This window comes from Microcoleus sp. PH2017_24_DOB_U_A (assembly GCF_020738205.1).
GTDB lineage: Bacteria > Cyanobacteriota > Cyanobacteriia > Cyanobacteriales > Microcoleaceae > Microcoleus.
On sequence record NZ_JAEQCT010000068.1, the window covers coordinates 24,686 to 49,836 of the forward strand.

The 25,151-nt window shown below is 43.4% G+C and carries 21 protein-coding genes; 15 read left to right on the plus strand and 6 right to left on the minus strand.

Going from position 1 to position 25,151, the window contains the following annotated elements; all coding sequences use genetic code 11:
• Positions 1 to 28 precede the first annotated feature (28 nt).
• The 3 genes from JGK07_RS19685 (at position 29) to JGK07_RS19695 (ending at position 2,264) form a co-directional block, all read left to right on the plus strand.
• Positions 29 to 1,171: an AAA family ATPase gene (locus JGK07_RS19685; protein ID WP_293183932.1), complete on the plus strand. Its 1,143-nt coding sequence runs from the start codon at positions 29 to 31 to the stop codon at positions 1,169 to 1,171.
• Position 1,172: 1 nt separating this feature from the next.
• Positions 1,173 to 1,928, plus strand: coding sequence for a hypothetical protein (locus JGK07_RS19690; RefSeq protein ID WP_293197935.1), 756 nt, complete (start codon positions 1,173 to 1,175; stop codon positions 1,926 to 1,928).
• Between the two features lie 99 nt (positions 1,929 to 2,027).
• Positions 2,028 to 2,264 (plus strand): DUF4070 domain-containing protein, encoded by a 237-nt coding sequence (locus JGK07_RS19695; protein ID WP_293225319.1) that lies wholly within the window; start codon positions 2,028 to 2,030, stop codon positions 2,262 to 2,264.
• 143 nt (positions 2,265 to 2,407) lie between these two features.
• On the opposite strand, the gene JGK07_RS19700 is transcribed toward JGK07_RS19695, so the two are convergent.
• The 3 genes from JGK07_RS19700 to JGK07_RS19710 all read right to left on the minus strand — a co-directional run bounded on the left by JGK07_RS19700 (position 2,408) and on the right by JGK07_RS19710 (position 4,298).
• Complete coding sequence (locus tag JGK07_RS19700) at positions 2,408 to 3,058, minus strand: RNA ligase family protein (protein ID WP_293183938.1); 651 nt, start codon at positions 3,056 to 3,058, stop codon at positions 2,408 to 2,410.
• Positions 3,059 to 3,242: 184 nt separating this feature from the next.
• A complete protein-coding gene (locus tag JGK07_RS19705; RefSeq protein ID WP_293206709.1) occupies positions 3,243 to 3,605 on the minus strand; it encodes a DUF4278 domain-containing protein in 363 nt (120 codons plus the stop codon).
• A gap of 348 nt (positions 3,606 to 3,953) precedes the next feature.
• Positions 3,954 to 4,298: a BON domain-containing protein gene (locus JGK07_RS19710; protein WP_293126189.1), complete on the minus strand. Its 345-nt coding sequence runs from the start codon at positions 4,296 to 4,298 to the stop codon at positions 3,954 to 3,956.
• Between the two features lie 144 nt (positions 4,299 to 4,442).
• On the opposite strand from JGK07_RS19710, the gene JGK07_RS19715 reads away from it, so the two are divergent.
• From JGK07_RS19715 to JGK07_RS19770, 12 genes are all read left to right on the plus strand, one after another.
• Positions 4,443 to 4,928 (plus strand): chemotaxis protein CheW, encoded by a 486-nt coding sequence (locus JGK07_RS19715; protein WP_325315537.1) that lies wholly within the window; start codon positions 4,443 to 4,445, stop codon positions 4,926 to 4,928.
• 213 nt (positions 4,929 to 5,141) lie between these two features.
• Positions 5,142 to 6,557 carry a CheR family methyltransferase gene (locus JGK07_RS19720; RefSeq protein ID WP_293291011.1) on the plus strand — a complete coding sequence of 472 codons (1,416 nt, stop codon included), beginning with the start codon at positions 5,142 to 5,144 and terminating at the stop codon, positions 6,555 to 6,557.
• 29 nt (positions 6,558 to 6,586) lie between these two features.
• Positions 6,587 to 8,341: a methyl-accepting chemotaxis protein gene (locus JGK07_RS19725; protein WP_293183944.1), complete on the plus strand. Its 1,755-nt coding sequence runs from the start codon at positions 6,587 to 6,589 to the stop codon at positions 8,339 to 8,341.
• A gap of 92 nt (positions 8,342 to 8,433) precedes the next feature.
• Entirely contained in the window at positions 8,434 to 10,068 is a 1,635-nt protein-coding gene (locus JGK07_RS19730) for a CHASE3 domain-containing protein (RefSeq protein ID WP_293183946.1), read from the plus strand.
• A complete protein-coding gene (locus JGK07_RS19735; protein WP_293183948.1) occupies positions 10,061 to 11,653 on the plus strand; it encodes a methyl-accepting chemotaxis protein in 1,593 nt (530 codons plus the stop codon). The genes JGK07_RS19730 and JGK07_RS19735 overlap by 8 nt, the downstream gene beginning before the upstream one ends.
• A gap of 283 nt (positions 11,654 to 11,936) precedes the next feature.
• Entirely contained in the window at positions 11,937 to 12,917 is a 981-nt protein-coding gene (locus tag JGK07_RS19740) for a transposase (protein ID WP_293217136.1), read from the plus strand.
• A 196-nt stretch (positions 12,918 to 13,113) separates the two neighbouring features.
• Positions 13,114 to 13,320, plus strand: a complete 207-nt coding sequence (locus JGK07_RS19745; protein ID WP_293206718.1) for a hypothetical protein — start codon at positions 13,114 to 13,116, stop codon at positions 13,318 to 13,320.
• 274 nt (positions 13,321 to 13,594) lie between these two features.
• On the plus strand, positions 13,595 to 14,263 hold the full coding sequence (locus JGK07_RS19750; RefSeq protein ID WP_293183950.1) for a chemotaxis protein CheW: 669 nt from the start codon (positions 13,595 to 13,597) through the stop codon (positions 14,261 to 14,263).
• A 221-nt stretch (positions 14,264 to 14,484) separates the two neighbouring features.
• Entirely contained in the window at positions 14,485 to 17,490 is a 3,006-nt protein-coding gene (locus JGK07_RS19755; protein WP_293183952.1) for a hybrid sensor histidine kinase/response regulator, read from the plus strand.
• A gap of 499 nt (positions 17,491 to 17,989) precedes the next feature.
• On the plus strand, positions 17,990 to 19,009 hold the full coding sequence (locus JGK07_RS19760; RefSeq protein WP_293225323.1) for a chemotaxis response regulator protein-glutamate methylesterase: 1,020 nt from the start codon (positions 17,990 to 17,992) through the stop codon (positions 19,007 to 19,009).
• Between the two features lie 412 nt (positions 19,010 to 19,421).
• Positions 19,422 to 20,753, plus strand: coding sequence for an adenylate/guanylate cyclase domain-containing protein (locus JGK07_RS19765; RefSeq protein ID WP_293197944.1), 1,332 nt, complete (start codon positions 19,422 to 19,424; stop codon positions 20,751 to 20,753).
• A gap of 142 nt (positions 20,754 to 20,895) precedes the next feature.
• Positions 20,896 to 21,267, plus strand: a complete 372-nt coding sequence (locus tag JGK07_RS19770) for a four helix bundle protein (protein ID WP_293183958.1) — start codon at positions 20,896 to 20,898, stop codon at positions 21,265 to 21,267.
• Between the two features lie 199 nt (positions 21,268 to 21,466).
• Here JGK07_RS19770 and JGK07_RS19775 read toward each other — a convergent pair whose 3' ends face one another.
• The 3 genes from JGK07_RS19775 to lpxA all read right to left on the minus strand — a co-directional run bounded on the left by JGK07_RS19775 (position 21,467) and on the right by lpxA (position 24,892).
• Positions 21,467 to 22,732 (minus strand): DNA cytosine methyltransferase, encoded by a 1,266-nt coding sequence (locus tag JGK07_RS19775; protein WP_293183960.1) that lies wholly within the window; start codon positions 22,730 to 22,732, stop codon positions 21,467 to 21,469.
• A gap of 23 nt (positions 22,733 to 22,755) precedes the next feature.
• Positions 22,756 to 23,928: a lipid-A-disaccharide synthase gene (gene lpxB / locus JGK07_RS19780; protein ID WP_293183963.1), complete on the minus strand. Its 1,173-nt coding sequence runs from the start codon at positions 23,926 to 23,928 to the stop codon at positions 22,756 to 22,758.
• Between the two features lie 169 nt (positions 23,929 to 24,097).
• Positions 24,098 to 24,892: an acyl-ACP--UDP-N-acetylglucosamine O-acyltransferase gene (lpxA, locus tag JGK07_RS19785; protein WP_293183966.1), complete on the minus strand. Its 795-nt coding sequence runs from the start codon at positions 24,890 to 24,892 to the stop codon at positions 24,098 to 24,100.
• Positions 24,893 to 25,151 lie beyond the last annotated feature (259 nt).

Genomic DNA, 25,151 nt, shown 5'->3' on the forward strand with positions numbered 1-25,151 from the left:
TAGCAATTTGAACAAAAAGAATTAACTTATGAAAATTATTTCACTCCAATTAAAAAATCATTTTTTGGGTTGGGATTTTGATGAAATTAAATTTTCATCCAATTTAACTCTTTTAGTTGGCATATCAGGTGCAGGCAAAACCCAAATCTTGCGTGGAATTATCGATTTAAAACGTATAGCCAATGGAAAAGCTATCAATGGATTGGAATGGAAAATCATATTTTCTACTGTAAACGGCACTGAATTTATTTGGGAAGGTGGTTTTGATACTGTTGAAACCAATGAACTAAATTTTGACGATCCTGAAAAAGAAAACCCAGATGAAAATGAAAAACCATCATTTATTCATGAAAAACTGATTTCAAAAAATGAGGTATTATTTGAGCGGAATAAAGAGGATATAAAATTCAAAAATAGCCAAATACCAAAGCTTTCTTCACATCAATCAATGATGTATTTATTAAAAGAAGAAACTGTTATAAAAGAAGCTTTTGATGCTCTAAATAAAATAGAATATCGCGACCATACAATCAACGGTCTGCGTCTTAGAAGCTCAAAGCAATCTTTGCACTCGATTAAAAACAAATATCAAACCTTACAGAGCATAGTAAATAGCGATGAGGATATTAGAACTAAGCTATATCTGATTTATGAAAATAAGTTAGATATTTTTGAAGCAATTAAGTCAAGATTCATTGATGTTTTTCAACAAATCGAAGATGTCAGAGTTGAGCCTTTTAAAACAGACGACTTGTTCAAAGGATTTGCTGATATATTTGTCCCTGTTATTTCTATCAAAGAGAAATCTGTGCCTAAATGGATTAGGGAAGATAGGATGTCTTCGGGTATGTTACGTACAATTATTCATCTTGGCGAAATTTTTCTGTCAAATGAAGGTTCGGTAATATTGATTGATGAATTTGAGAATAGTTTGGGAATTAATTGTATTGATATCTTAACTGATGACCTGATTCACGAAAATAAAACCTTGCAATTTATTGCCACAAGTCATCACCCTTATATTATAAATAATATTCCCTATGAATATTGGAAAATTGTTACTCGACAAGGCGGACACATTAGAACCTGTAATGCCTCGGATTATCATCTAGGTAAATCTAAACAAGACGCATTTATTCAGTTAAACAAAATTCTCGAAAAACAATCGTAGTATGAATTTGTATTTTGTATTTGAAGGAAAGACAGAACCGATTGTTTATAAAAAGTGGTTATCTGTGCTGCTTCCAGAGTTGACGGAAGTGGATAGTTTTGATGCGGTAATTCAGAATAATTATTATTACGAAAGTGATATGGGCGTTCCTAGTTGCTATAGAGTTACTGCTAATGCTATCCAAGAAATAAACCTATTTCCTCAATATAATTACTTGGTTTTATTCACAGACGCAGATCGTTTTACAGTTTCGGAGAAACAAGCGGAAGCTGATGAGCAAATTAAGTCGGAATTAAAAGATAAACCTTTTCAATCTCTACCGGTAAATTGTCAACTCGAAGTTATTGTGCAGAAAGTTTGTCTGGAAACTTGGTTTTTAGGAAATCGAAAATTTTTTGTGAGAAATCCACAACATAATGAAATTTTGAAGCAATATATTAAATATTTTGATGTCAGTCAAGATAATCCTGAAGATTTAGCGAGTGAATTTGTTCAAGATGGGGAAAATACAAAGGATATTTTTGGATATAAAACAAAAGCTTTGTTTCATGAAGGTTATCTTAGAGAAATTTTTAAAGAACGTAGTTTGGCTTCAAAAACGCATTTTTCTTATAGTAAACCTAGACCGAGAGAAGTGCAAGAAGAATATTATCTTAAACAACTGATGGCAAGAGTTGAGGCAAATTCAGATCATTTACTGAATTTTCAAGATTTTATAAGTTTTTGTTTAAGAATCAAGGAGCAATTAAATAAATAATACATAATCTATTTATATTTTAGCCGTTTCGATGTGAGTATTTAATTATTATAGTGGGCTTTTATCCACTTAAGTATTGCCCCAATTAAGTTCTATTTTTTGGCTGTTTGTTGGCGTCAGGGTGTCATGCGTTCGACGCGGTTTCGTTTCTGGTGGCAAATGATGCCGATCGCTCTGATTAAACCTCGTCTATTCTACGATTACATGACTGTTTTAGGCCTAGGCGAACATTTCTTTAATTACCGTCATGAAGTGAAAGCGCAACTGCTGCAACAGCTAGAAACCATCGATCGCCCAAAACAGCAAAAAGTGCTGGAACCAGTTTCAATTGTTTAAATCGGTTTCGCCCTTGAGATCGTGTTCGATTTAGCGATCGTCAGATCTCGATCGAGGCGGGGCGGGTTGACAAGATTTCGGATTTGTGCTGGATATCTTGGCGAACCCGCCCTACAAAATCGTGGTATCGATCGAACGCTATTTTATTCCCAATATGTCTCCCAATCATTTTTAAACGCTTGTTGCAGTTTTTTCATGTAAGCCATAGTTTTAATCTTGACCATCCAGATACTGTTAGCCTTATCCTTTCCTTTACAAACAACTCCTTCGGCTACACCGTATTTTCCTTGACGGACTTCATCGATAAATTTGCCTGTCAACTTTCCGCGATACACAACTCTGGCAATGTTTACTAAACTGAAATCTCGAAGGAATTGCTCTGGATCGACAATACCTCGATCGCCCTGCACGTCTAACAGCACCAAATTTTTGGGTTCCTCCTGTTTGTGCATTCCTGCAAATGAGCTAGCACCAAAAAACTCTGTAAATACCGTGATTTCTGGGCTGTGATATTCTGGGTTCGCCTGAAATACAACTTCCAGAGATTTCGCGAAGTCTCTGACGAAAATCTGCGGCGCTTCCTCCAAACCCGGATGTGCAGCGTTAAATTCTGCAATTCCCCGATCGTCTAAATCAAATCTGTCGCGACGTGTTCCAAACGCATACCAGCCCAGTTGCTGTTCCCAAACCCAATGCAGATTAGTGCCATCGTACTTTTCAAAGGCTGTGCACTTATCTAATGGAGCGTTTTTGCTGTCGGGAATTTTGGGATAGGCAAGTTGGATTTTTGTCACTTTCTTGACTTGCTTTTGATGCTGAATTTAAGATCGTAGTTTATATTATCTTCGGTTAGTTAAGCGCGATCGAGGTTTTGGTAGTGAGGAATGCGAGTTTTTGGATTTATGCGGACTGAAGTCCTCACTACAAACCTATTTTTTGGTTATTGAACCGGGGATTGTAATTTTCCCAAGCTATTTCCTAACAGGCCATTTGCTGCCACTCTCTTTCTAGCAAGCGCAGTAATCTTTCATCACCTTTGGCTGTGGCTACTTGTTTCCGCCGATCGAGAATACTGCAAATATGCGATCGGTGAACTTGCGCCAAATCCGCAGCAGTTGGTGCAGATTCAACCGCCGCGCAAGGTGTTGTGACCTGCTGCTGGGCTTGAAAATCTCGCTTTGTGGTAGAGTTGATACCGCCGTATTTTTTGGGGACAGCCAGGTGTCTCGGATACCGATAGTTCCAGTCTTGACCCCGATATTTGCCCGCGACTTCCCCTTCGATCATATCCACTGTCGGAATGTCGTACTCGTAGTTGGCACCGCGATAAGTGAGTTTCATATTTTTCGATCCTTATATTGAGATAAAAACGATCGTCAGTCGATTTTAGATTTACTTCACAGATGAATCTGGTAGCTGGGACTTTCGTCTAAAATTTTGCGATCGACCCTCATGAGTGTCCCGGCTTGTACCCGTTTTTGGGCGGGGTCAGGTCAGGTTTGCTTTTTGTTACCTAAAACTTATTTAGTTTCTGTATTCAATTATACTGTTTTTTAACTAAAGCGCGCTTACTTACAAAAATTAATATTTTGAGGGTGAGAAGGCAGGAAAAAACCCGCCATAGCGGGTTTAATCGAGCTTTGACTAATTCGATCGTACTCAGAACGAAACGGATCGAGATCCGAAGAACTACCCGACTGTCACTTGATCGGTTTGCACGCCCGTCGCACCCTCTTCAGCAGAGGCAATGGCCACCAACTTGTCAAGAACTTCCTGACTGGGAACTTGACCCTTGAGAACAACCGTGCCGCTGAGCTGAGCAACCCAAACAGTCTCGATATCAGCAACTTCTGAATCGCCGTCAAAAGCCAAGGCCACCCGCTTCGCCAGGCCGCTTTCGTCAAAATTTCCGTCTGGGCCGACTTTAGCAGGAGCAATCGATTGTGCTTCGGCAGCTTGCTGTACTACTTCTGCCATCGGTTGAGCCTGCTCTTCAGGCTTTTCCATTCCAAACAGTCTTTTAAACCAACCCATAGAAGTTGAGTCTCCAGAAAATACACTTTTTCCAAGATAGCTCTAGAATTCCAAAAGAATCGTAATTGTTGCAAAACTAAGCGAAATTTCTGAAAATGCTTTTTCGACCGACTTTCAGAATCTAAAATCTCCAATGGTATCCCTATGTTGATGTTACTTTTTTATGTCGGGGACGATCGCTATGCCCTCGATAGCAGGCGCGTAGTCGAAGTAGTTCCCACTGTCACCTTGAAAAAACTCCACAACGCGCCGGAATACATTCCCGGCTTGTTTAACTACCGAGGACATCTCGTCCCGGTCATTGATTTGTGCCAAATGATACAGGGGACGGCCGCCCGCGCTTACTTGAGCACGCGCATTGTCTTAGTCAATTGCCAGTTTCCCAATACTTCTGAGGGGAACAACCACAGTTTGCACGGCCCCCTAATTTTAGGGCTGATGGCGGAACGGGTGACAGAAACTCTCGACAAACCAGAAACCGAATTTGTTAGTCCCGGCATTAAGATTGACAGCACTCCTTATTTGGGAGAAATGATTGCAGACGATCGCGGTATGATTCAATTTGTCAGGGTAGAACATCTGCTGCCTGAATCCCAAAAAACTTATCTGCTTCCCCAGCAGGAAGACTGAGATTTAGTCATTGGTCATTGGTTATTGGTTATTGGTTATTGGTTATTGGTTATTGGTTATTGGTCATTGGCAATGGGTAATTGGTCATTAGTCATTAGTCATTGGCAATGGGTAATTGGTCATTAGTCATTGGCAATGGGTAATTGGTAATTGGTAATTGGTAATTGGTAATTGGTAATTGGTAATTGGTAATTGGTAATTGGTAATTGGTAATTGGTCAACTGTCAACTGTCAACTGTCAACTGTCAACTGTCAACTGTCAACTGTCAACTGTCAACTGTCAACTGTCAACTGTCAACTGTCAACTGTCAACTGATTGAAGCTCTACTCAGACAAAAAATTGGTTTAGATGCCCTGACTATTGGGTCTAATACAATTACTAGAGCCGTTAACCGTCGGATGGAAGATTGCAGTTTAACGGATATCAGTATTTACTTGACAAAATTGCAAACATCCGCTCCAGAATTGGAAGAATTAATCGAAGCTGTCGTGATACCGGAAACTTGGTTTTTTCGCGATCGCGAACCTTTTGTTTTTTTGAGCCGCTACGCGCTTTCGGAATGGTTTCCACAAAATCCCGGCAAAACCCTGCGCGTGTTGAGCCTTCCTTGTTCGACGGGAGAGGAACCTTACTCGATCGCGATCGCCCTACTAGACGCTGGTTTAAATCCGATCAACTTCAGCATCGATGCGGCAGACATCAGCAAAGTTGCTCTCAAAAAAGCCCAGCGCGCAGTTTACGGCAGAAACTCTTTCCGCGACAAAAACTTGGATTTTCGCGATCGCTATTTTACTCCGGTGCCGGGAGATCTTTATCAGTTGAACGACTTGGTGAGAAGGAAAGTTAATTTTATTCAGGGTAATATTCTAGATAGCTATTTTTTATCTAACCAACTTCCTTACGATGCAATTTTTTGTCGCAATGTGTTAATTTATTTCGATCAAACAGGCAGAAATCAGACCATTCAACTGTTAAATCGATTGTTAAACAAAACAGGAATATTATTTTTGGGTCACTCAGAAAGCGGGCAGAAACTGCCTCCTCAATTTGTCTCGGTGCGTCATTCCCTAGCATTTGCTTACCGCAAAACAGATATTCCATACAGCCCGCAAGTTCAGGTCAAAAAAGAGCCGACTAATATCAGTTATTCGCGGATTGTTCGAGAGTTTAAACACGCGGGAAATAGGGAAAATCTTCGCAACGATCAGTTGCCAAGTATTAACAGTAAATCCTCTACTTCCCATCAAAAATATCCGAGAGAGAATGAGAATTCGGGGATTTTGCCAATTCGGGCGATCGCCCCACCACCAGATCCTGCTAAGTCTGCGAGTGCGGATTTAGACGCAGCGCGACGTTTGGCCGATCGCGGACAATTGCAGGAAGCGGCCAAACTGTGCGAAACTTACCTCAGTCAAAATCCCACGAATGCTGACGCTTACGTCTTATTGGGCCAAGTTTACCAAGCAAGGGGCGATCGCCAACAAGCTGAGCAATCTTTCCAAAAAGCAACTTACCTCAAGCCGGATCACTATGAAGGACTAATTCACCTAGCTTTGCTCAAAGAAGAGCGAGGAGATATTGCCGGTGCTGCGATCGTCCGCCGGCGCATTCAGCGAATGGAAAAATAGCCTGATAAGTAATAACTGAGAACGGAACTATGGACAATATTTTTAAGCATATGACTTTGCAAAGACGCATGATCGCTGCGTTTGTGTTCATGGGGGCGATCGTGCTTGTTGTAGCTTTAGTCGGCGCCAGCGGAAATTTTCGGCTATCCGGGCACCTGAAATCGATCGCCAACGATGCTTATCCCAGCACCGTCGCTTTGTGGAAAATCAACGAAGGACAAACACAGGTGCAGTCTTCCGATCGGATGCTGCTCAACGAAGCAATCAATGCTGACCAAAGACGCCGAGAAATCGCCAGAATAAATAATGCTTGGAATCAGATAAATCAAGGTTTTCAAGAGTACGATAAACTTGGGCGCAACGAGGAAGAAGACAAACTTTATCAAAAATTTAAACCGCTGTGGCAAAAGTGGACTGAGGCTCACAAAGAATTCCAAGAACTCAATAAAGAATATGAAAGAATAGGCATTGTCAATCCCCGGCAAATCCAAATTGATTTGCTCAAACAGGGTAAAACTAAATCACCTGAACTAGCAACTGCTGCATCAGCAGTTGAGGTGCTTAACAGAATGAACGACAAAGCTTTGAACGAGAAAGTAATTACATTTCAAGCTGCGACAGAGGGAATGCTGGAACTCCTGAACTACGATCGCCAATTAGCAGCAGACTCAGGCAAAGCTGCCACCGAAGATATCAGTCAAACTCGGTTCTGGGTGATTTTAGGCACGCTGCTGGGCCCTTTAACGGCCGTACTGTTTGGACTGTACTTTAGCAATACGATCGCCAAACCGTTAGGGGCTAAAATTGCCGGAGTGGTGGATGTAGCAGAGAAAATGTCGATCGGCGATTTAACAGGAGAAGTTCATGTCAGCGACACCAAAGACGAAATTAGCAAATTGGAGAACTCCTTCCGCAGCATGAATCGCGGTTTGGCCGGATTAATCAAACAAGTGCAAACATCGGGCATACAAATCACTTCATCAGCCACCCAAATAGCCGCTTCTGGCAAACAATTAGAAGCCACAGTCAACGAACAAGCAGCATCCACCAACGAAGTTGTAGCTACTGCCAAAGAAATCGCAGCCACCAGTGGTAAACTCGTAAAAACGATGGATGAAGTTTCCCACATGGCAGAGTCAACTGCCCGCGAAGCTAGCACAGGTCAAAAAGAGTTAGTTCGCATGGAGAATACCATGAAAGTCTTGGGAAATGCTACCATTTCTATCTCTAACAAACTCGGAATCATTAGCGAAAAAGCCAACAATATCAACAGCATTGTTACCACGATTACAAAAGTAGCCGATCAAACTAATTTACTTTCCTTAAATGCAGCGATCGAAGCCGAAAAAGCCGGAGAATACGGCATGGGTTTTGCCGTCGTCGCCCGCGAAATTCGCCGCCTAGCCGACCAAACAGCCGTTGCCACACTCGATATTGAAAACATGGTTAAAGAGATGCAGTCAGCCGTTTCTACTGGGGTGATGGAAATGGATAAATTCTCCCATGAAGTCAGCAAAGGGATGGAAGATATTCGTAACATCGGCGTGCAATTAGCCGAAATTATTCAGCAAGTACAATCTCTCACTCCCCGCTTCGATTCGGTAAATAGAGGCATGGAAGCTCAATCGGAAGGAGCTCAGCAAATTAGCGAAACTATGGCGCAGTTGGCCGAAACTTCCCTGCAAACGGCTGATGCTTTGCGGGAAATCAATAGTGCGATCGGCCTTTTGAACGAAGCAGCCCAGGGGATGCGCCACGAAATTTCGCGATTCAAAGTCAATTGATAGTTACTCACACCCAATATTCGTCAGTATCTAAACTCTAAAATATCAAATTTTATTCATTATTTGTAGCAGGCAAAAAAGAGGTAAATTCAGTGCAGAAGAAGTCAACTATTCAACAAATTTTGTGGAGGGGGTTTGGTACAATCTTTACGTTAATACTTATAGCAAATATTGTATCACAACACACTAAAAATACTTTAGTTAAGTCTTTAGATAACGTTACTTCGAGCCATAAAATTTTGCAAGAATTGGCACAGTTAGATATGCTTTTGCTGGAAGCTGAGACTGGTCAGCGCGGCTATCTGTACACGGGAAAAGAGAATTTTTTAGAGCCATACAATGAAGCAAATGCAAGCATTAACGTGCAACTAGCAGAGTTGAGAGAGAAGATGAAAAATCCGACACAACAAGAAAAACTCGGTCAATTGCAAATCCTGATTAGAGAAAGAATCGATTATTTAGAAAAAACTATTCAACTCCGCAAATCTGGTCGAGAAGAGGAGGTAAAAAAAATAGTAAGTGCTGGAACAGGACTAGAAATTATGGCGAAGTTGAGGGGTAAAATCACAGAAATCAAAGAAACTGAAAATCGATTCTTGGATGAAAGAAAGAAATTCGCCCAGGAAGCTGAAATTTTTTCAACTTACTTTGCTGGGGCGAGCACTTTGATTATTGTCGGAGTTGGGGTGTTAATTTCTTGGGTAATTATCCGGAATATCGCGCAATCCTTGGGAATAGCAGTAAAAGTTGCAGAAGAGGTATCGGCGGGCAATTTAACTGCCAATATTTCAGCAAATTATCAGGGAGAAGTTGGCAAACTACTCGCCGGATTCCAAAGCATGACTCAAAGCCTAAGTTCCTTGATCGGGCAAGTACAAAATTCTGGTCTTCAAGTAACTGCTTCCTCTCATGAAATTGCTGCCTCTGGCAAGGAATTGGAGGAAGTAATCGCCAAACAAGCAGCTTCGATTAGAGAGGTGGAAGCTACTACAAAAGAGATAGCTGCTACTTCTCGACAACTGAAGCAAGCAATGCAGGGAATTACTTCTACCTTCCAAACTACCACAATAGCAGCAGAGGGCGGTCAGCGGAATTTAAGCCACATGGAAAATACCATGCGGGAATTATCAACCGCCACAACTTCTATTTCTAGCCAACTTAGCAACATCAGCGAAAAAGCTAATAATATTAGTCGAATTATTATTACAATAACCAAGGTAGCTGACCAAACTAATTTACTTTCTTTGAATGCTGCCATAGAAGCAGAAAAAGCAGGAAAATATGGTATGGGTTTTGCTGTAGTTGCTAGAGAAATTCGGCGTTTAGCCGATCAAACTGCTGTTGCTACTTTAGATATTGAAAAAATGGTTAAAGAAATGCAGGCAGCAGTTTCTACTGGGGTGACGGAAATGAACAAGTTTACTGAAGAAGTAAATGATAGCGTTGAGGATGTGGAAAGTGTGAGCTGGCAACTGACTGAAATTATCGAGCAGGTGCAGGCTATCACTCCGCGTTTTTCAGTGGTAAATCAGAGTATGGAGGCTCAATCGGAAGGCGCTCAGCAAATTAGCGAGGTGATGGTGTATCTGAGTCAATCGTCGTCGCAAACGGCGGGCGCATTGCGCGAAATTAACGGTGCTATCTCTCAATTAAATGAGGCATCTCAAGGTTTGCGTCAAGAAATTTCTCGGTTTAAAGTAAGCAATAAGGATGTAGAAAATGTTTAAAAATATCAGTTTTAAAAAGCGCCTGAATGCTGCATTTATTTTTCTAGCTGTGATTGTTTTAGCTGTGGCTTGTATTGGTTGGAGTGGCACTTATCGGCTAGGTGGACATATTGATACGCTAGCTAACAATAGCCTGCCGAGCGTTAGTGGATTGTGGAAAGTTAATGAAGGACAAACGCAAATTGAGTCGTCGGAACGGGCATTACTGGATCTGGAACTCAGCCCAGAGGAAAGGAGAAGTGAGTTGACGAGAATTCAGAAAGCTTGGGAGCAGATTAATGAGGGTTTCAAAGAGTATGAAACCACATCCAGAACTGCGGAGGAAGATAAGATATACAAAGAATTGCAGGCTAAATGGGATATCTGGAAGAAAAATCACGAAGCTTTTTTAGATTTAAATAAAAGATTTGAGAGTTTAGGAATTCTCAACCCATTTAAAAGGCAGATCGAACTGATTGGCCAAGGGAATACTAAGTCGCCCGATATCGAGGCTGCTAGAAGGGCTGGGGCGTTTTACAATCAATTGAGCGATCGCGCCAAAGCGAATCGATCCTCGTTTGAATCAGCTACTAACTTAATCTTGGAAGACCTCAAAATCAATGAAACAACGGGACAACTAGCTAAACAGCAGTCTAAAAACGATATTAGTCAAACCACATTCTGGGTAATTTTGGGCATGATTCTCGGGCCGCTAACGGCTGGACTGTTTGGACTGTTTCTCACGAGTACGGTATCCCAAACTCTGGAAAATCAAATAGATCTGTCGGGCCTCAGAATTAGTGGATCTACGAACCAAATTGCCTCCTCCGGCAAGGAATTGGAAGCGACGATGAATCAACAAGTGGCTTCGACTAATGAAGTAGTAGCCACGGCTAAAGAAATTGCTGCTACTGCTATGCAACTGGCGAGGACAATGGATGAAGTTTCGGAGATGTCCCACCAAGCTGCTCAATCTGCCGGCGGCGGTAAACAAGAAATTGGTCGCATGGAATCCACGATGAATAAATTAGCAGATTCTACCAGTGCGATCTCGGGTAAATTGGGAGTTATTAGCGAAAAAGCTAATAATATTAACAGTATTATCACGACGATTACGAAGGTGGCAGATCAAACTAATTTGCTTTCGCTCAACGCGGCTATTGAAGCGGAAAAAGCGGGAGAGTACGGGTTGGGTTTTGCGGTGGTGGCTAGGGAAATTCGCCGACTGGCAGATCAAACGGCGGTGGCTACTTTGGATATTGAAAATATGGTTAAAGAAATGCAGTCTGCGGTGGGTGTTGGCGTGATGGAAATGGATAAGTTTACTAATGAGGTGCGCCGCGGGGTGGAAGATGTGCAAACTATTAGTTTGCAGTTGGAATCGATTATCCAGCGGGTGCAAGCTTTGACTCCGCGTTTTGAAGAGGTGAATGAGGGGATGGATGCACAGTCTCAGGGTGCTGTGCAAATTAGCGAGGCGATGGTGCAGTTGAGTGAGGCTTCTTCGCAAACTGCGTCGGCGCTCCGGGATATCAATGGGGCGATCGGGCAAGTTAATGATGCTACACTCGGTTTACGCCACGAAATGCTAGCGTTTTTAAAGTAAATAGGGAGTCGGCGGATCGAGTCGGTTTTTTTAGCTAGTCAGACGGGAATCCCCACACTATATCGCTTCGATTAGTGTGGGATGAAAGGCGCGTGAACCGAGGATTCCACATCTTCATGTCCTCGTCAGCATAGCGGGCGAGCAATGAAGGTGTGGATGACGAGATCAACAAATCTTTATCTGCTAGCATCATTACTCGACACAATTATTAAATTACTACTTGACTTTATCTAGTATTTTCTGGTATTTTTATGACCAGCAAATGCGTAAAGGTCGTAGCGCAATGAAAGTAACGTATCAGTATCAGTTCTATCCCGACACCAATCAAAAATTAACCCTCAACCATTGGTTGAGAATTTGTCGCTATTGGTACAACAGACAGCTAGGCGATCGATTTGATTGGTGGGAAAGAAACCGCACTGCTATAAATGCTTGTCCATTGGTTGCTAGCATCTCTGCGCCTCGCGAAAAGCCCAACTACTACTCTCAAAAGCAACAATTGCCAGCCCTCAAAAAAGACCTAGTAAAAGTCTTCCACAGTGGTGAGCTATTGGACTTCAAGCAGGTAGATTCAACTATCCTGCAAGATGTTTCTAAACGAGTAGATAAAGCCTTTGAACGGTTTATAGTAGGGGATAGTAAAGGCGGTCGATCGGGTAAACCCCGATTCAAGACTGAAGCTGATTACCGGACGATGACTTTTTCTACGGCTAACAGCGATTGGATTAAGTTGGTTCGCAAGAATTGGTTTTATATCCGATTGCCGAAGTTGGGCGTGATAAAAGTTCGGAGGCACCGCCCAATCCCCGATGGATTTACCGTCAAGCAAATTAGTGTAACTAGAAAGGCTGATGGTTGGTTCGCCCAGATAATGCTTGAAGACGCTTCAGTACCCCAGTTTATTTCTGACAAAGTTACCCCAAACTGGGATAACTCAATTGGGTTAGATGCGGTGCTGCATGAAGATGTCTATTTAGCAACGTCATCGGGCGAAAAGTTGCCTTCATTGAAACCGCTTCGCAAAAACCAAGCTAAGTTAGACCGCATTTCAAAAAAGCGGAATAAGCGGAAGCGTGGCTGTAGCGCCCGACGGAAATTAGCAAAAAAAGAAGCGAGACAGCACCAAAAAATAGCGCGTTCTCGCCAAGACTTCCACTATAAAACAGCTCACAAACTTGTCAGGTCTGGAGCTAAATTCTTTTTTCACGAAGATTTGAACTTAAAAGGCTTAACGAAGCGGAATAAAGTTAAGCTTTCTGGATGAGGGTAACTACCTCCCAAACGGTCAATCAGCCAAATCAGGACTAAACAAGTCTTGGCTGGATGCTGCGTTTGGTCAATTTTTCAAGACGCTGGAATACATAGCCGAAAAAGCTGGATCAGCCGTCGTTCCGCAAAAACCTGCTTATACCTCAATGCTTCTGTGCTATCGGAATGAAATCGTTTTCACCGATTGCGGTATGCGAAGCTATTGGGACGAGCAACATTCTTTAATGGTCGATCGCGATATCAACGCTTCGATTAATTTGAAGAAATTGGGGTTGGACATTTTCCCCAAAATAAAACGCCGTAGTGGGAATCTTTCTGTAGTAGGAACTATAGATGACAGTACCGCGAAGGAAATTTTGGATACCCTTCATCGGGCTGCAAAGATGCCCACGTCATAGCACCACGAGGCTTGACGTGGGAGTATGTCACAAGAATAACAGGTGTAGCAAGGCTCAGTCTAAAATCTATTTTTTTGTACAATAGTTATTGTAGGGTGCGGTCGAGGGCTGAATGTGACGATCGCAAAACTAAACATTTCTCCCCGCTGGCCACCCTACGGTTAGTTAAATCAACTGGTGCGCGGTGCACACCCTACAAACTACTACAAACTACAAACTGGTGCGCGGTGCACACCCTACAATCTAAAATCTAAAATCTAAAATCTAAAATCGAATGACTGATGATTGCTGGAATCGGATCGGAGTTGGGGGCGATCGCACTTGTCCTCAATTAAAAACATTTATTCACTGCCGCAACTGTCCAGTCTATTCCGACGCGGGCCGGAGTTTGCTGGAACAGGAATTGCCGACTGGATATCTGGAAGAGTGGACTAATTTATTGCGATCGAGTCAAGGAGTAACTAACGCCGTCACGGCTGCGGGTACTATATCTGTAGGTATTTTTAGGCTTAACGGCGAATGGTTGGCTTTACCGGCGGCGCTGTTTAAGGAAGTGACGCAGATTTCTGTTATCCACACTTTGCCACACCGCAGTAATAATATACTTATCGGCTTGGTGAATATTCGCGGTGAAATCCAGTTGTGCGTTTCCCTAAAAGCACTTTTGGGATTGGAAGCAGCAGATGCTAGCCGACAAAATATTAGTCCTGTTGTTTACGAAAGGATGGTAGTTGTTGAGAGAGAAGGCAGCCGCTGGGTGTTTGGAGTGGATGAGATTTACGGCATTCACCGCATTCTCCCGGAACAAATCAGAAATGTTCCATCTACTGTTTCTAAAGTGCCAGAAACTTATACTAAAGGGATTATCAGTTGGCAGGGGCAAAGTGTTTGTTATCTCGATGATGATTTGCTGTTTTATACGTTGAATAAGAAGATTATCTAATGAATTGGGAATAGGGCATGGGGCATTGGGAATTGGGCATGGGGCATTGGGAATTGGGCATTGGGTGAATGGAATCTGGCGAATAAAAGCGGGCGAAGGTCATTCGCGCCTACACAGACGAAACCCGCCTCCGCGGGTTGAAGAACGGGCGAAGGGAATTCGCGCCTACATGAACAAAACCGGGCGAAAGTGGGTTGGAATAAATTAAGGATTAATAAAAAATGAGCAATCAAGATATGAGCAATTTCTCCATGATGGATTTATTTCGCATGGAGGCGGACACTCAAGTAGCAGTATTAAATGAGAACATTTTGGTATTAGAAAATAACCCTAATTCTCCGGCTGAACTGGAATCTTTGATGCGGGCGGCCCACTCGCTCAAGGGCGCGGCGCGGATTGTGGGACTGGATGCTGCTGTGCGAATCGCTCACGTGATGGAGGATTGCTTTGTGGCGGCGCAGGCTGGCTCGATCGCCCTAGACTCACCTGATAAGATTGATGTGATGCTGCGGGCGATCGACCTTTTGGCCCAAATCAGCCAGATTCCGGAAACCGAGATCGAAAATTGGCTCCCGGTTAATCGATCGCAAATTGAAACCTTAGAAACTGCCATCTTAGCAATTATCAATAACGAACAATTAGATTTGGGCAGCCCAGATGAAGCAGAAACAATAGAACAAGAGACCATTGTTGAAACAGAAATTCTGCCGGAATGGGAGCCGCAATTACCTGTTGATTTTACCGCAGAAATAACAGACCACGTACAATTCAATTCTGATATTCCTCATGAAATATTGCCCGATTTGCCACAGGTTGAAAGTCCAGAAACTCGGTTGCTTAAAACTGATTTATCGATGTTAGCTTTATTTGCCGGAGAAGTAGAAGCACAATCAATACTATTAAACCAAACTTTACTCTCGCTCAAAAATAACCCCAATGAATATTTAGACTTAGACTCCCTTGTTAAATCCGCTCATTTAATAAAAGGTGCTGGCAGAATAGTTCAGTTCCATGAAGTTGTTAAACTTGCGAAGGCGATAGAAGATACATTTGTGGCACTTCAGAAGCACAAATCTAGCTTAAATGCCAGTCAAATTGACACCCTGCTCGCCGGAGTAAATTTTCTGGTAAATATGCAGGAAATTCCGGTACTGAAAATCGAAGCTTGGCTGGCAGAAAAAGAGGCAGAAATAGATAATATTGTCGCAGATATAAGTAAGATTCTTGAATTATTAACAACTAAACAATCGGCAACAACTGCCGCAGTTGTTTCACAAAAATCTGCCGAAGCAACGAGTCCCCAAACAACCCCGACACCACAACCAAAACCTCAAGATAATGCTTCCCAACGCACAAAGAATAGCGGTCAAATTTCCCCCGTCGCCAATTCTACAGCAGTAGCTGTAGAGCAACGACCGACTAAAATTGTTAGCGCAAAACCTGCACCTTCAAATCTCAGGGAAAACGCTCAAAAGCCTAAAACCGCTGACCGCGTAGTACGAGTAAATGCGGAAAACTTAAACCGAATTATGGGTTTGGCAGGCGAATCTTTAGTAGAAGCAAAATGGCTGCAACCGTTTGCTGATTCATTATTAAAACTGAGAAAAAACCAAGGACAGCTTTATAATTTGTTGGAGAAATTGCAGGAATCTTTAAGCGATTCTGTTCTAGATCAGCGATCGGAAGATTATCTCGGCAGTGCTCGCAAAAAAGCTAATGATTGCCGCCATATTTTGTCCGATCGCCTCAACGAACTAGAACTGTTTGCCCGCCGTTCTGCCAACTTGTCCGATCGCTTGTACCGAGAAGTTATTGCCAGCAATATGCGACCGTTTGCTGACGGCGTTTCAGCTTTTGGGCGAATGCTGAGAGATTTGGCGAGACAGTTGGGTAAGCAAGTGAAATTTGAAGTTGTTGGCAAATCTACTCAGGTAGATCGAGATATTTTAGAAAAATTAGAAGCACCGCTAACACACATTTTGCGTAACGCTATCGACCACGGTATTGAACTCCCAGACGCACGTTTGGCTGCGGGAAAATCGGCTGAAGGTACGATCCGACTGGAAGCTGCACATCGGGGCGGGATGCTATCAATTACCGTCTCGGATGATGGAAAAGGAATAGAACCGGAAAAACTCCGCCAAAAAATTGTCACGAAAGGTATGGTAAGTGCGGAAATGGCTGCGAAATTGACTGAACCGGAATTGATGGATTTTCTGTTTTTGCCTGGTTTTTCTACTGCTAGTCAAGTGACGGAAATTTCGGGCCGCGGTGTTGGTTTGGATATTGTGCAAAGTATGGTGCAGGAGGTTGGTGGCATTCTCCGGGCGACATCTATGCCGGAAAAAGGTATGAGTTTTCATTTGCAGTTGCCGCTAACTCTGTCGGTAATTCGGACGCTGTTGGTGGAAATTTCGGGGGAACCTTATGCTTTTCCGCTGACTCGGATCGATCGCATTGTGATGGTTGAGTCTGCTGATATTGCGATCGCCGAAAACCGACAGTATTTTACTCTTGACAACCAAAATATTGGTTTGGTGACAGCTTATCAGGTGTTGGAGTTAGCTGCGCCACCTGAAAAGTTGGATTTGCTGCCGGTGATCATTGTGAGCGATCGCTCTAGCAGTTATGGTTTAGCTGTGGATAAGTTTCTGGGCGAACGCGATTTAGTTGTCAGGCCTTTAGATCCGCGTTTGGGTAAGGTAGCGGATATCAGCGCGGCTGCTTTTATGGAAGACGGTACGCCGGTGCTGATTATCGATGTTGAAGATTTGGTGCGATCGACTGATAAACTGCTGGCTGAAAGTCAGTTACAGAAAGTTAGTAAAACCGAACAAACTGCTGAATCAACAACTCGCAAGCGCGTTTTGGTAGTAGATGATTCAATTACTGTTCGAGAAGTAGAGCGCAAACTTTTAGAAAATCAAGGATATGAGGTAGAAATAGCTGTTAATGGTATGGATGGTTGGAATGCTCTGCGTACCGGGCAGTTTGATTTGGTAATTAGCGATGTTGATATGCCGCGCATGACGGGGATTGAGCTGGTTAGTCAAATTAAAAATCATTCGGCCCTAAAGTCGATTCCGGTAATTATTGTTTCTTACAAAGACCGCGAGCAAGATAGAATCAGAGGATTGGAAGTGGGAGCGGATTATTATTTAACTAAAAGCAGTTTTCACGACGATACGCTGTTAAATGCGGTGGTTGATTTAATCGGTGAGGCTTGAAAAAAAATCTCGGGTTAAGTTTTTTTAATTAAAAACTAAAAATACGACCAAAATGTGGTATGAATAGTGGTAGGCTGCGTGATAGTTCGTAATTCAATCGGTAATTCAATACGCTTGGCCCCGAGCCCGGAGATCCCCCCTAGCCCCCCTTAAGAAGGGGGGAACCGGAAGCACTCAAAGTCCCCCTTCTTAAGGGGGATTTAGGGGGATCTCCGGGCCCGAAAAAGTGTTAACCCAACAGTATCGATCGCTAATTGAGAAGCGGTTTGCTGCCTCCGTCTACAAGTTTAGTTTTAACTGACCGACGAACACCATTCTCAGGAACAGGCAAGATGCCTGTTCCACAAAAAAATTCATCTCTTGTGGAACAGGCATCTTGCCTGTTCATAAAAGGCTTATTGACAATAGTGCAATATCTCAGTTTTAAAGAAAAGGCCGCAGCATAAAAAACTGGATCGGCAGGCTCCCGCAACTACCCGCAACTGAAAATTAATTAACTATGAGCAATTTCAACATGAAAATAGCGATCGTCAACGACACGTTGATTGCTGCTGAAGCTTTGCGCCGAGTTTTGGTGACGGTACCGGAGTATGAAATTATTTGGATAGCGGCGGATGGGGCCGAAGCTGTGTCCAAGTGCGCCCGCAATACACCGGATGTGATATTGATGGATTTGATCATGCCGGTGATGGATGGTGTTGAGGCGACGCGCCTGATCATGAAGCAATCTCCCTGCGCGATTCTGCTAGTGACATCTTCGGTGACAGGTAATGCGGGCAGGGTTTTTGAAGCTATGGGATATGGAGCTCTGGATGCTATTAATACGCCAATTTTGGGGTTGATGGGCAATTCCCCAAGCGGCGGTATGGAGTTGTTAAAAACTATTTCTAAAGTCGCTAGATTGATTGGTAAAAGTAACTCGACTTCTTTATTTCACAGCGCAACTCCTAAATGCTTGACTCCGCCGCTGCTGGCGATCGGCTCTTCGACTGGCGGGCCCCAAGCTTTGGCAACTCTGCTATCGGCTTTACCTGCCAATTTATCGGCGGCTGTGGCGATCGTCCAACACGTAGATGCTGAGTTTGCTCCTGGTTTGGCAGATTGGCTGAGTCAAAAAAGTAAGTTGTCGGTGAGTGTCGCAGTTGCCGATCGACCTTTGGAAGTCGGTAAGGTGATAATTGCCGCGACTAACGACCACTTAGTATTACAATCGAATTTAACACTTAAGTATACGAAAGAACCTTTAGAATATCCTTACCGCCCTTCAGTGGACACTTTTTTTGAGAGTGTCGCTCAATACTGGCAGGGCAAAGGGGTGGCAGTGCTGTTAACCGGTATGGGCAAAGACGGCGCTAAAGGGCTCAAAGTTTTGCGATCGGCAGGCTGGCACACGATCGCCCAAGACCGCGCTACCTCAGTAGTTTACGGGATGCCGAAAGCTGCTGCTGATTTGAATGCGGCTGTGCAGGTTTTGCCGATCGAGGCGATCGCCCCAGCCTGCATGAAATATCTCGTGTAGAAAATACTAGAGATGTTTGGGCCATAAGGCTTAAGTGGTTGAGCACAATGGCCGAGGTCGTGCCAGACTCTCAGCGATCATAATCAATCTATTGGGGTGATGTTTTGGGATCGCGATCGCGCGTGTATCTTGCCAGCAGTCTGTAATTTCACGGAATGCTGCGGTTACCGGGCACCTGCTAGCAAGCAGCAGTCGGCTGACCCAACAATTAGCGATCGTAGCCCTTGCAATCAATGTCAAGCGTGCTAGGCTGTGTAAAGATTTTACAAAAATCAGCGGATAAAACTTTACCAACCTGGTATTATCACCTGGTAAGCGTACTTAAATAATACCGGGTCGCTATTGACACTTAGAAAATATTTAAGTAAAAGTTTCGATCCTCTCCAGACAATGGCCGTTGCCCGATCTAGTTATGAAATTAACTCACTCTCAGGCTATTGAATTCGATTGCAGTTGTGCACTAAATCAACGAGAAAGTCAAATAGTCAACGGCAACGTGGTAAAGTTGAAGTTTGAGGATAGGGGAAACAATGGGAAAAACCCAGTTACCGCCAGAGATAGCGCCATTCTCAGTAACCTCAAATTGGAGAAAAGCCGTCACTCGATCGACTTAAATTTACCTTTAAATTCAGAAAGCAAAAAAATATCTAGCTTGACCGAATACACTGTTACAGTTTTACTGATTGACGATCAGGAAATGATCGGCGAAGCGGTGCGCCGAATGCTTGCTAATGAAAAAGACATTAAATTTTATTACTGTAACGATCCAGCTCAAGCAATTAAGAAAGCATTAGAGGTGAAGCCAACAGTAATCCTCCAAGATTTAGTAATGCCAGAAATAGATGGATTGCAGTTGCTGCGCTTTTTTCGAGGGAATTCGCTGACGCGAGACATTCCGATGATTGTTCTCTCCAGTAAAGAAGAAGCGGAACTAAAAGCGCAAGCATTTTCCTTGGGTGCTAACGATTATTTAGTAAAACTGCCCAATCCAGTCGAACTCATTGCTAGAATTCGCTATCACTCAAAAGCTTATATGCACCTGCAAGAAAGGAATCTCGCCTATCAAACCATGCAGGATTATCTAGTCAAATTAGAGATAGAACAAAAAAAATCTCAGGAGTTGCTGTTAAATATATTGCCAGAGGCGATCGCCGAAAGATTAAAAAAAGAACAAGGTGTAATCGCCGACGAATTCGCAGCAGTTAGCGTGATGTTCGCGGATATTGTTGGCTTCACCCAGTTGTCAGCATCAATATCGCCCAAAAAATTAGTACATTTACTCAACGATATATTTTCCAAGTTCGACGATCTCGCCGAAAAACACGGTTTAGAAAAAATTAAGACAATTGGTGACTCTTATATGGTAGTGGCGGGGTTGCCAAATCCGAGAGCAGATCACGGAGATGCGATCGCGGAAATGGCGATAGATATGCAAGAAGCCATAGTGAAATACAGAGAAGAGTTCGGTCTCACTATTAGCATCCGCATCGGCATTCATTCGGGCCCAGTGGTAGCTGGAATCATCGGGACAAAAAAGTTTATTTACGATTTGTGGGGCGATACGGTAAATACCGCTTCCCGCATGGAATCTCACGGTATCCCGGACGGAATTCAGATTTCCGACGCAACTTATTTGCTTATAGAAGACAAGTATGATTTTGAAAAACGCGGTTTAATCAATGTCAAAGGTAAGGGCCAAATGGCTGCTTATTTATTAAAAGGAAGATTGGAAGTTGATTTTTAATTGGGAATTGGGAATGGGTAATTGGGAATTGGTAATTGGGAATTGGTAATCGGTAATTGGGAATTGGTAATTGGGAATTGGTAATCGGTAATTGGGAACCGGTAACTGGTAATTGGTAATTATTGATTAAGGGGTGTGAGATATGAGTAGACCAGATTTTGAGGATTTGGATGTTTACAAGTTGGCTGAAAAATTGGCAAATGAGGTTTGGTTTATCGTCAAAGAATGGGACTATTTTACAAAAGATACTATCGGGAAGCAACTTGTACGCGCCGCCGATAGCGTTTGCGCTAATATTGCAGAAGGACGTGGTAGATATAATTATCAAGACAATCGGCGTTTTGTCAAGATTGCCAGAGGTTCTTTGTATGAAACAATCAGCTTTTTGAGGCTAGCATATGCCAGAAAATTAGTGGGAAGTGAACAGGTAAAAAGATTCCAACCAATAATTGATGAATTGTCACCGAAGCTGAATGCTTATCTACAGTCAATAGGTAACAATCAAGAAAAATAATTGATTAATAATCAGAGTATATATAGCAATTATCAAGTGAGGTACAGTATTGGTAATTGGTAATGGCTAATTAGCAAGACAAATAGCGAGTAGATCGCGAAAGTTTAGAACCGCTATGAAACACCAATTACCAATTACCAATTACCAATTACCAATTACCCATTCCCAATTACCAATTACCAATTATTAAATCTAACTCTTATGTTTCGAGATAATATTGTTCTGCTTCCGACCAATTTAGTTTAAGTAACGAATCTTCTCCACTTGAAAGCTTGAAACTCGGCTTAATTGGTTTTACGCCCAAAGCGCTAATAATCTGCGCTGCTACAGCTTTCGCCAATAGTGGCGGTACAGAATTTCCGACTTGGCGAAAACCGTGCCATTTTGTGACGTGAAATCTAAACCAGTCAGGATAGGAATGCAATCGCGCTGCTTCTCTGACTGTAATGCACCGAGGCGCGATCGGGTGAATTGGCCTTGGCGAAGTATAAGCGCCCCTCGCCCTGTCGGTTCCAGCCCTGAGAGTGTTGCAAACTCCGTCGGGGTGCAGCTTGTAAAAACGGCTGATCGGCTCTTTTTCGCCGTAGGCTGCGGCTGCAAATCTTTCCATACATTCGGCAGAATGTTTGGTGCGCCGACTGCATGAGAGGATTTGTCGATCGTACTGGCGATCGTAAGCATAATCATTATCAAAATCATCGAATCCGCGCAAAAAACTCGCGTAATCGCTGCTGCACTTTCCGTACTCCACCATTACCCAATCTCGGTGTAGCAACTCGCTATACTTTTCTACTTCCGGCAAATCTCCAATCGCATCCAAAACTGTCGGAACCGCAGGTAAATTAACTTTTTTATAGCGTTTAGGAAGTTTCTTTTTAGGCAAAAAAGTAGTTGGCTGAGGATAGTTTGGCAGATCGTAGTCTTTTTTGCAACCAATCAGAAACAATCGTTTGCGAGCTTGCGGTACTCCGTAGTGAGCTGCGTTAAGAACTTGATAGTTTTCTTCTACTTGATAGCCTGCTTCCAGAAAAGAGCTAATTAAAAGATTCAGGAGTTCTTTGTGTTCGCCTGCTACAATTCCCGGCACATTTTCCATTACAAAAAACTTGGGTTTGAGCTCCAAAACTAAGCGTTGAAAGTGGAAAATTAGAGAATTTCGCGGATCGCCGACATCGCGCTTCCCCATCAGCGAGAATCCTTGACAGGGCGAACCGCTGATTACTACGTCGATTTCGCGCTTGCCGATCGCAGATTTTTGCCGAATTTCTGCTCCCGTCAGCTCTGAGACATCTTTGCACAATACAGAACACATCGGGAAATTGAACTCGTGGGTAGCGCAGTGGATGGGGTCAATTTCGACTGAAGCAAGTACATCAAAACCTGCTTGTTCAAAGCCCAGCGTCATGCCGCCTGCGCCTGCAAATAAATCAACAGCGATCGGTCGCTTTTTCCGATAGCTTGACATAATATTTCAATACTAAAATTGTTTTAAGAAGCTGTATTTATTTTAACATTTTTGATTATTTCGGCAGCAGCGCGATCGCACACACCGACATCTCCCAGACTTTCGCGCATTTGGCGATAATCCGTCAAAGTTTGCTGGCGTCGATCGGCATTTTGCAGCAATTCCAGGGCGTGGAAAACTATATTTTCGGCAGTAGCCTCGTCTTGCAGCAACTCCGGAACGATCGCCTTCATTTGCACCAAATTGGGCGGAGAGATAAAAGGAATCGACAATTTCAGCAGGTGGCGAGCAATCATCGCCGTAATGCGACTGACGCGGTAGGCGACAACTTGCGGAACGCCGAGCAAAGCTAATTCCAAATTAACAGTACCAGATTTGGCGATCGCAAAGTCGGCAGCAGCCAAGATTTCCAGATTTTGATTTTCCAACAAAGTAGCCCGCAAACCGTAATTCTCGATCGCTTGTTCGATTTTGCTGCGGAAAGCTGCTTGAGAAACCGGAATCCAGAAATGAACCTCCGGGATTTTAGCTTGGATAATGCGAGCAGCCTCAAATATCACCGGCATCAGGTACTTGAGTTCTTGCTTTCTAGAAGCGGGAATTAGAGCGACTGAAACCTGTTCCGGCTCAATTCCCAAAGTTTTGCGGGCAACTTCCCGACTGGGCGCAGATTGCATTCTATCCAGCAAAGGATGACCAACCCAACTGACTTGAGAGCCTTTGGCGCGATAATAAGTAGCTTCCTGGGGGAAAATCGCCAAAATGCGATCGGCAATATTGACAATCAGATCCGTATTGCGAGGAGAAATCGAGCAAACCCATTCTTGAGGTGCGATGTACCAAACCACAGGTAAATCGGGCAAACAGCGGCGGATGTAGCTACCAATACCGAGATTGGGAGTCAAATAATCAATCAATACAACAACATCGGGACGGAATTTTTTGAGATATTGTTTAGCTTTTTGCTGAACTGCGATCGTTGGCAAAATATACGGCACAGATTCTATAATACCCATAGAACCAATACCCAGAGTATCGCCTAAAATAGTAGCGCCAGCTTGAGCCATACGAGGGCCGCCCAATGCGGTTATTTCCAACTCCAAACCAGCGGCGACAGCATGACGTTTTAAAGCTGCAACTAACAAAGCTCCTTGCAAATCGCCAGAAACCTCACCAGTGCTGATAAAAATTTTCATAAACTCCTCAATATCCTCGGTAAGGTGCGTCAGACAAAAACTGTTTGAGTTACCTATAGCTGGTGACTGACGCACCGTACAGCTTCCTTCTCTTCCTTCGTGTCCTTCGCGTCTTCGCGGTTCAATAATACTAATTCTTTGAGTCCGCAAGAATTAATATAAGGCTCATTCATTTTTTACCAGGAATCAAGCCTCGCCGCCCTTTGGTTACAGACTGTTGCACAAATCTCCGCAGGTGCTGCAAGTGATGATTTTCCGGTAACAAATCCAATTGTTCCAAAGCTTGATTGAGAGTGTAGCCAGAATGGTATAAAATCCGAAAAGTTTTCTTTAAAACTAGCAAATCTTCTGGAGTTAAACCTGCACGTTCGAGGCCTATTTTGTTGATAGCTCGCACTCGCGAAGGATTCCCTTCGACTAGCATATAGGGTGGCACATCTCGATCGATCCTGCTCAAGCCACCGATCATGGATAAGCGGCCGATGTGGACAAACTGATGAACGCCCAAAACCCCGCTGAGTCTGGCTTGAGACTCAATTTTGACGTGTCCCGCTAGGGCTACAGCGTTGGCAATGATTACTCGATCGGCAATATCGCAATTATGGCCCACATGAACGTAAGCCATCAACATATTATTATTGCCGAGCGTCGTGCTTTCCCCCGCTCCAGTAGCGCGGTTGATTGTCACGTATTCCCGAATCACATTGTTGTCGCCAATTGTCACCCTAGTCAGAGAACCCTCATATTTGAGATCTTGAGGTTCCAAACCAATGGCCGCACCAGGGAAAATTTGATTGCGAGCACCTATTTCTGTTAGCCCGTCGATAATTGCATGGGCACCAATCTTAGTCTCCGGCCCGATTTTCACTCTTTCCCCAATTACAGCATAAGCACCCACTTCTACAGTCGGGTGCAGTTCGGCGCGGGGATGAATCACAGCAGTTGGGTGAATCAAAGTAAGCATTTTTCAGTTTTCAGTTGTCAGTTTTCAGTTTTCATGCCAAATCAAGCTTAAATACCCCGTTTATTTCTTAGTCCGCGGAGGCGGACTTCGCTTGTGTAGTAGCGATTTCAATCGCCGAATCATCAAGGAGTAACAAACCAGAATTTAGTATCAGTAGTCCCTTGATACTCCCCAGCCCGCTCCGGGACGGGGATTCTTGAAGAGTCCAAATGCGAACTTTCAAAGGCGAAATCAAAGCGCCTCTACTGACTCCTTCAAG

What these genes read in the sequence shown, in the direction of transcription:
- JGK07_RS19685 (WP_293183932.1), top strand. Translation starts at nt 29, where the DNA reads ATGAAAATTATTTCACTCCAATTAAAAAATCATTTTTTGGGTTGGGAT.
- JGK07_RS19690 (WP_293197935.1), top strand. Translation starts at nt 1,173, where the DNA reads ATGAATTTGTATTTTGTATTTGAAGGAAAGACAGAACCGATTGTTTAT.
- JGK07_RS19705 (WP_293206709.1), bottom strand. Translation starts at nt 3,605, where the DNA reads ATGAAACTCACTTATCGCGGTGCCAACTACGAGTACGACATTCCGACA.
- JGK07_RS19710 (WP_293126189.1), bottom strand. Translation starts at nt 4,298, where the DNA reads ATGGGTTGGTTTAAAAGACTGTTTGGAATGGAAAAGCCTGAAGAGCAG.
- JGK07_RS19715 (WP_325315537.1), top strand. Translation starts at nt 4,443, where the DNA reads ATGTTGATGTTACTTTTTTATGTCGGGGACGATCGCTATGCCCTCGAT.
- JGK07_RS19725 (WP_293183944.1), top strand. Translation starts at nt 6,587, where the DNA reads ATGGACAATATTTTTAAGCATATGACTTTGCAAAGACGCATGATCGCT.
- JGK07_RS19735 (WP_293183948.1), top strand. Translation starts at nt 10,061, where the DNA reads ATGTTTAAAAATATCAGTTTTAAAAAGCGCCTGAATGCTGCATTTATT.
- JGK07_RS19740 (WP_293217136.1), top strand. Translation starts at nt 11,937, where the DNA reads ATGAAAGTAACGTATCAGTATCAGTTCTATCCCGACACCAATCAAAAA.
- JGK07_RS19745 (WP_293206718.1), top strand. Translation starts at nt 13,114, where the DNA reads ATGCGAAGCTATTGGGACGAGCAACATTCTTTAATGGTCGATCGCGAT.
- JGK07_RS19750 (WP_293183950.1), top strand. Translation starts at nt 13,595, where the DNA reads ATGACTGATGATTGCTGGAATCGGATCGGAGTTGGGGGCGATCGCACT.
- JGK07_RS19755 (WP_293183952.1), top strand. Translation starts at nt 14,485, where the DNA reads ATGAGCAATCAAGATATGAGCAATTTCTCCATGATGGATTTATTTCGC.
- JGK07_RS19760 (WP_293225323.1), top strand. Translation starts at nt 17,990, where the DNA reads ATGAGCAATTTCAACATGAAAATAGCGATCGTCAACGACACGTTGATT.
- JGK07_RS19765 (WP_293197944.1), top strand. Translation starts at nt 19,422, where the DNA reads ATGAAATTAACTCACTCTCAGGCTATTGAATTCGATTGCAGTTGTGCA.
- JGK07_RS19770 (WP_293183958.1), top strand. Translation starts at nt 20,896, where the DNA reads ATGAGTAGACCAGATTTTGAGGATTTGGATGTTTACAAGTTGGCTGAA.
- JGK07_RS19775 (WP_293183960.1), bottom strand. Translation starts at nt 22,732, where the DNA reads ATGTCAAGCTATCGGAAAAAGCGACCGATCGCTGTTGATTTATTTGCA.
- lpxB (WP_293183963.1), bottom strand. Translation starts at nt 23,928, where the DNA reads ATGAAAATTTTTATCAGCACTGGTGAGGTTTCTGGCGATTTGCAAGGA.
- lpxA (WP_293183966.1), bottom strand. Translation starts at nt 24,892, where the DNA reads ATGCTTACTTTGATTCACCCAACTGCTGTGATTCATCCCCGCGCCGAA.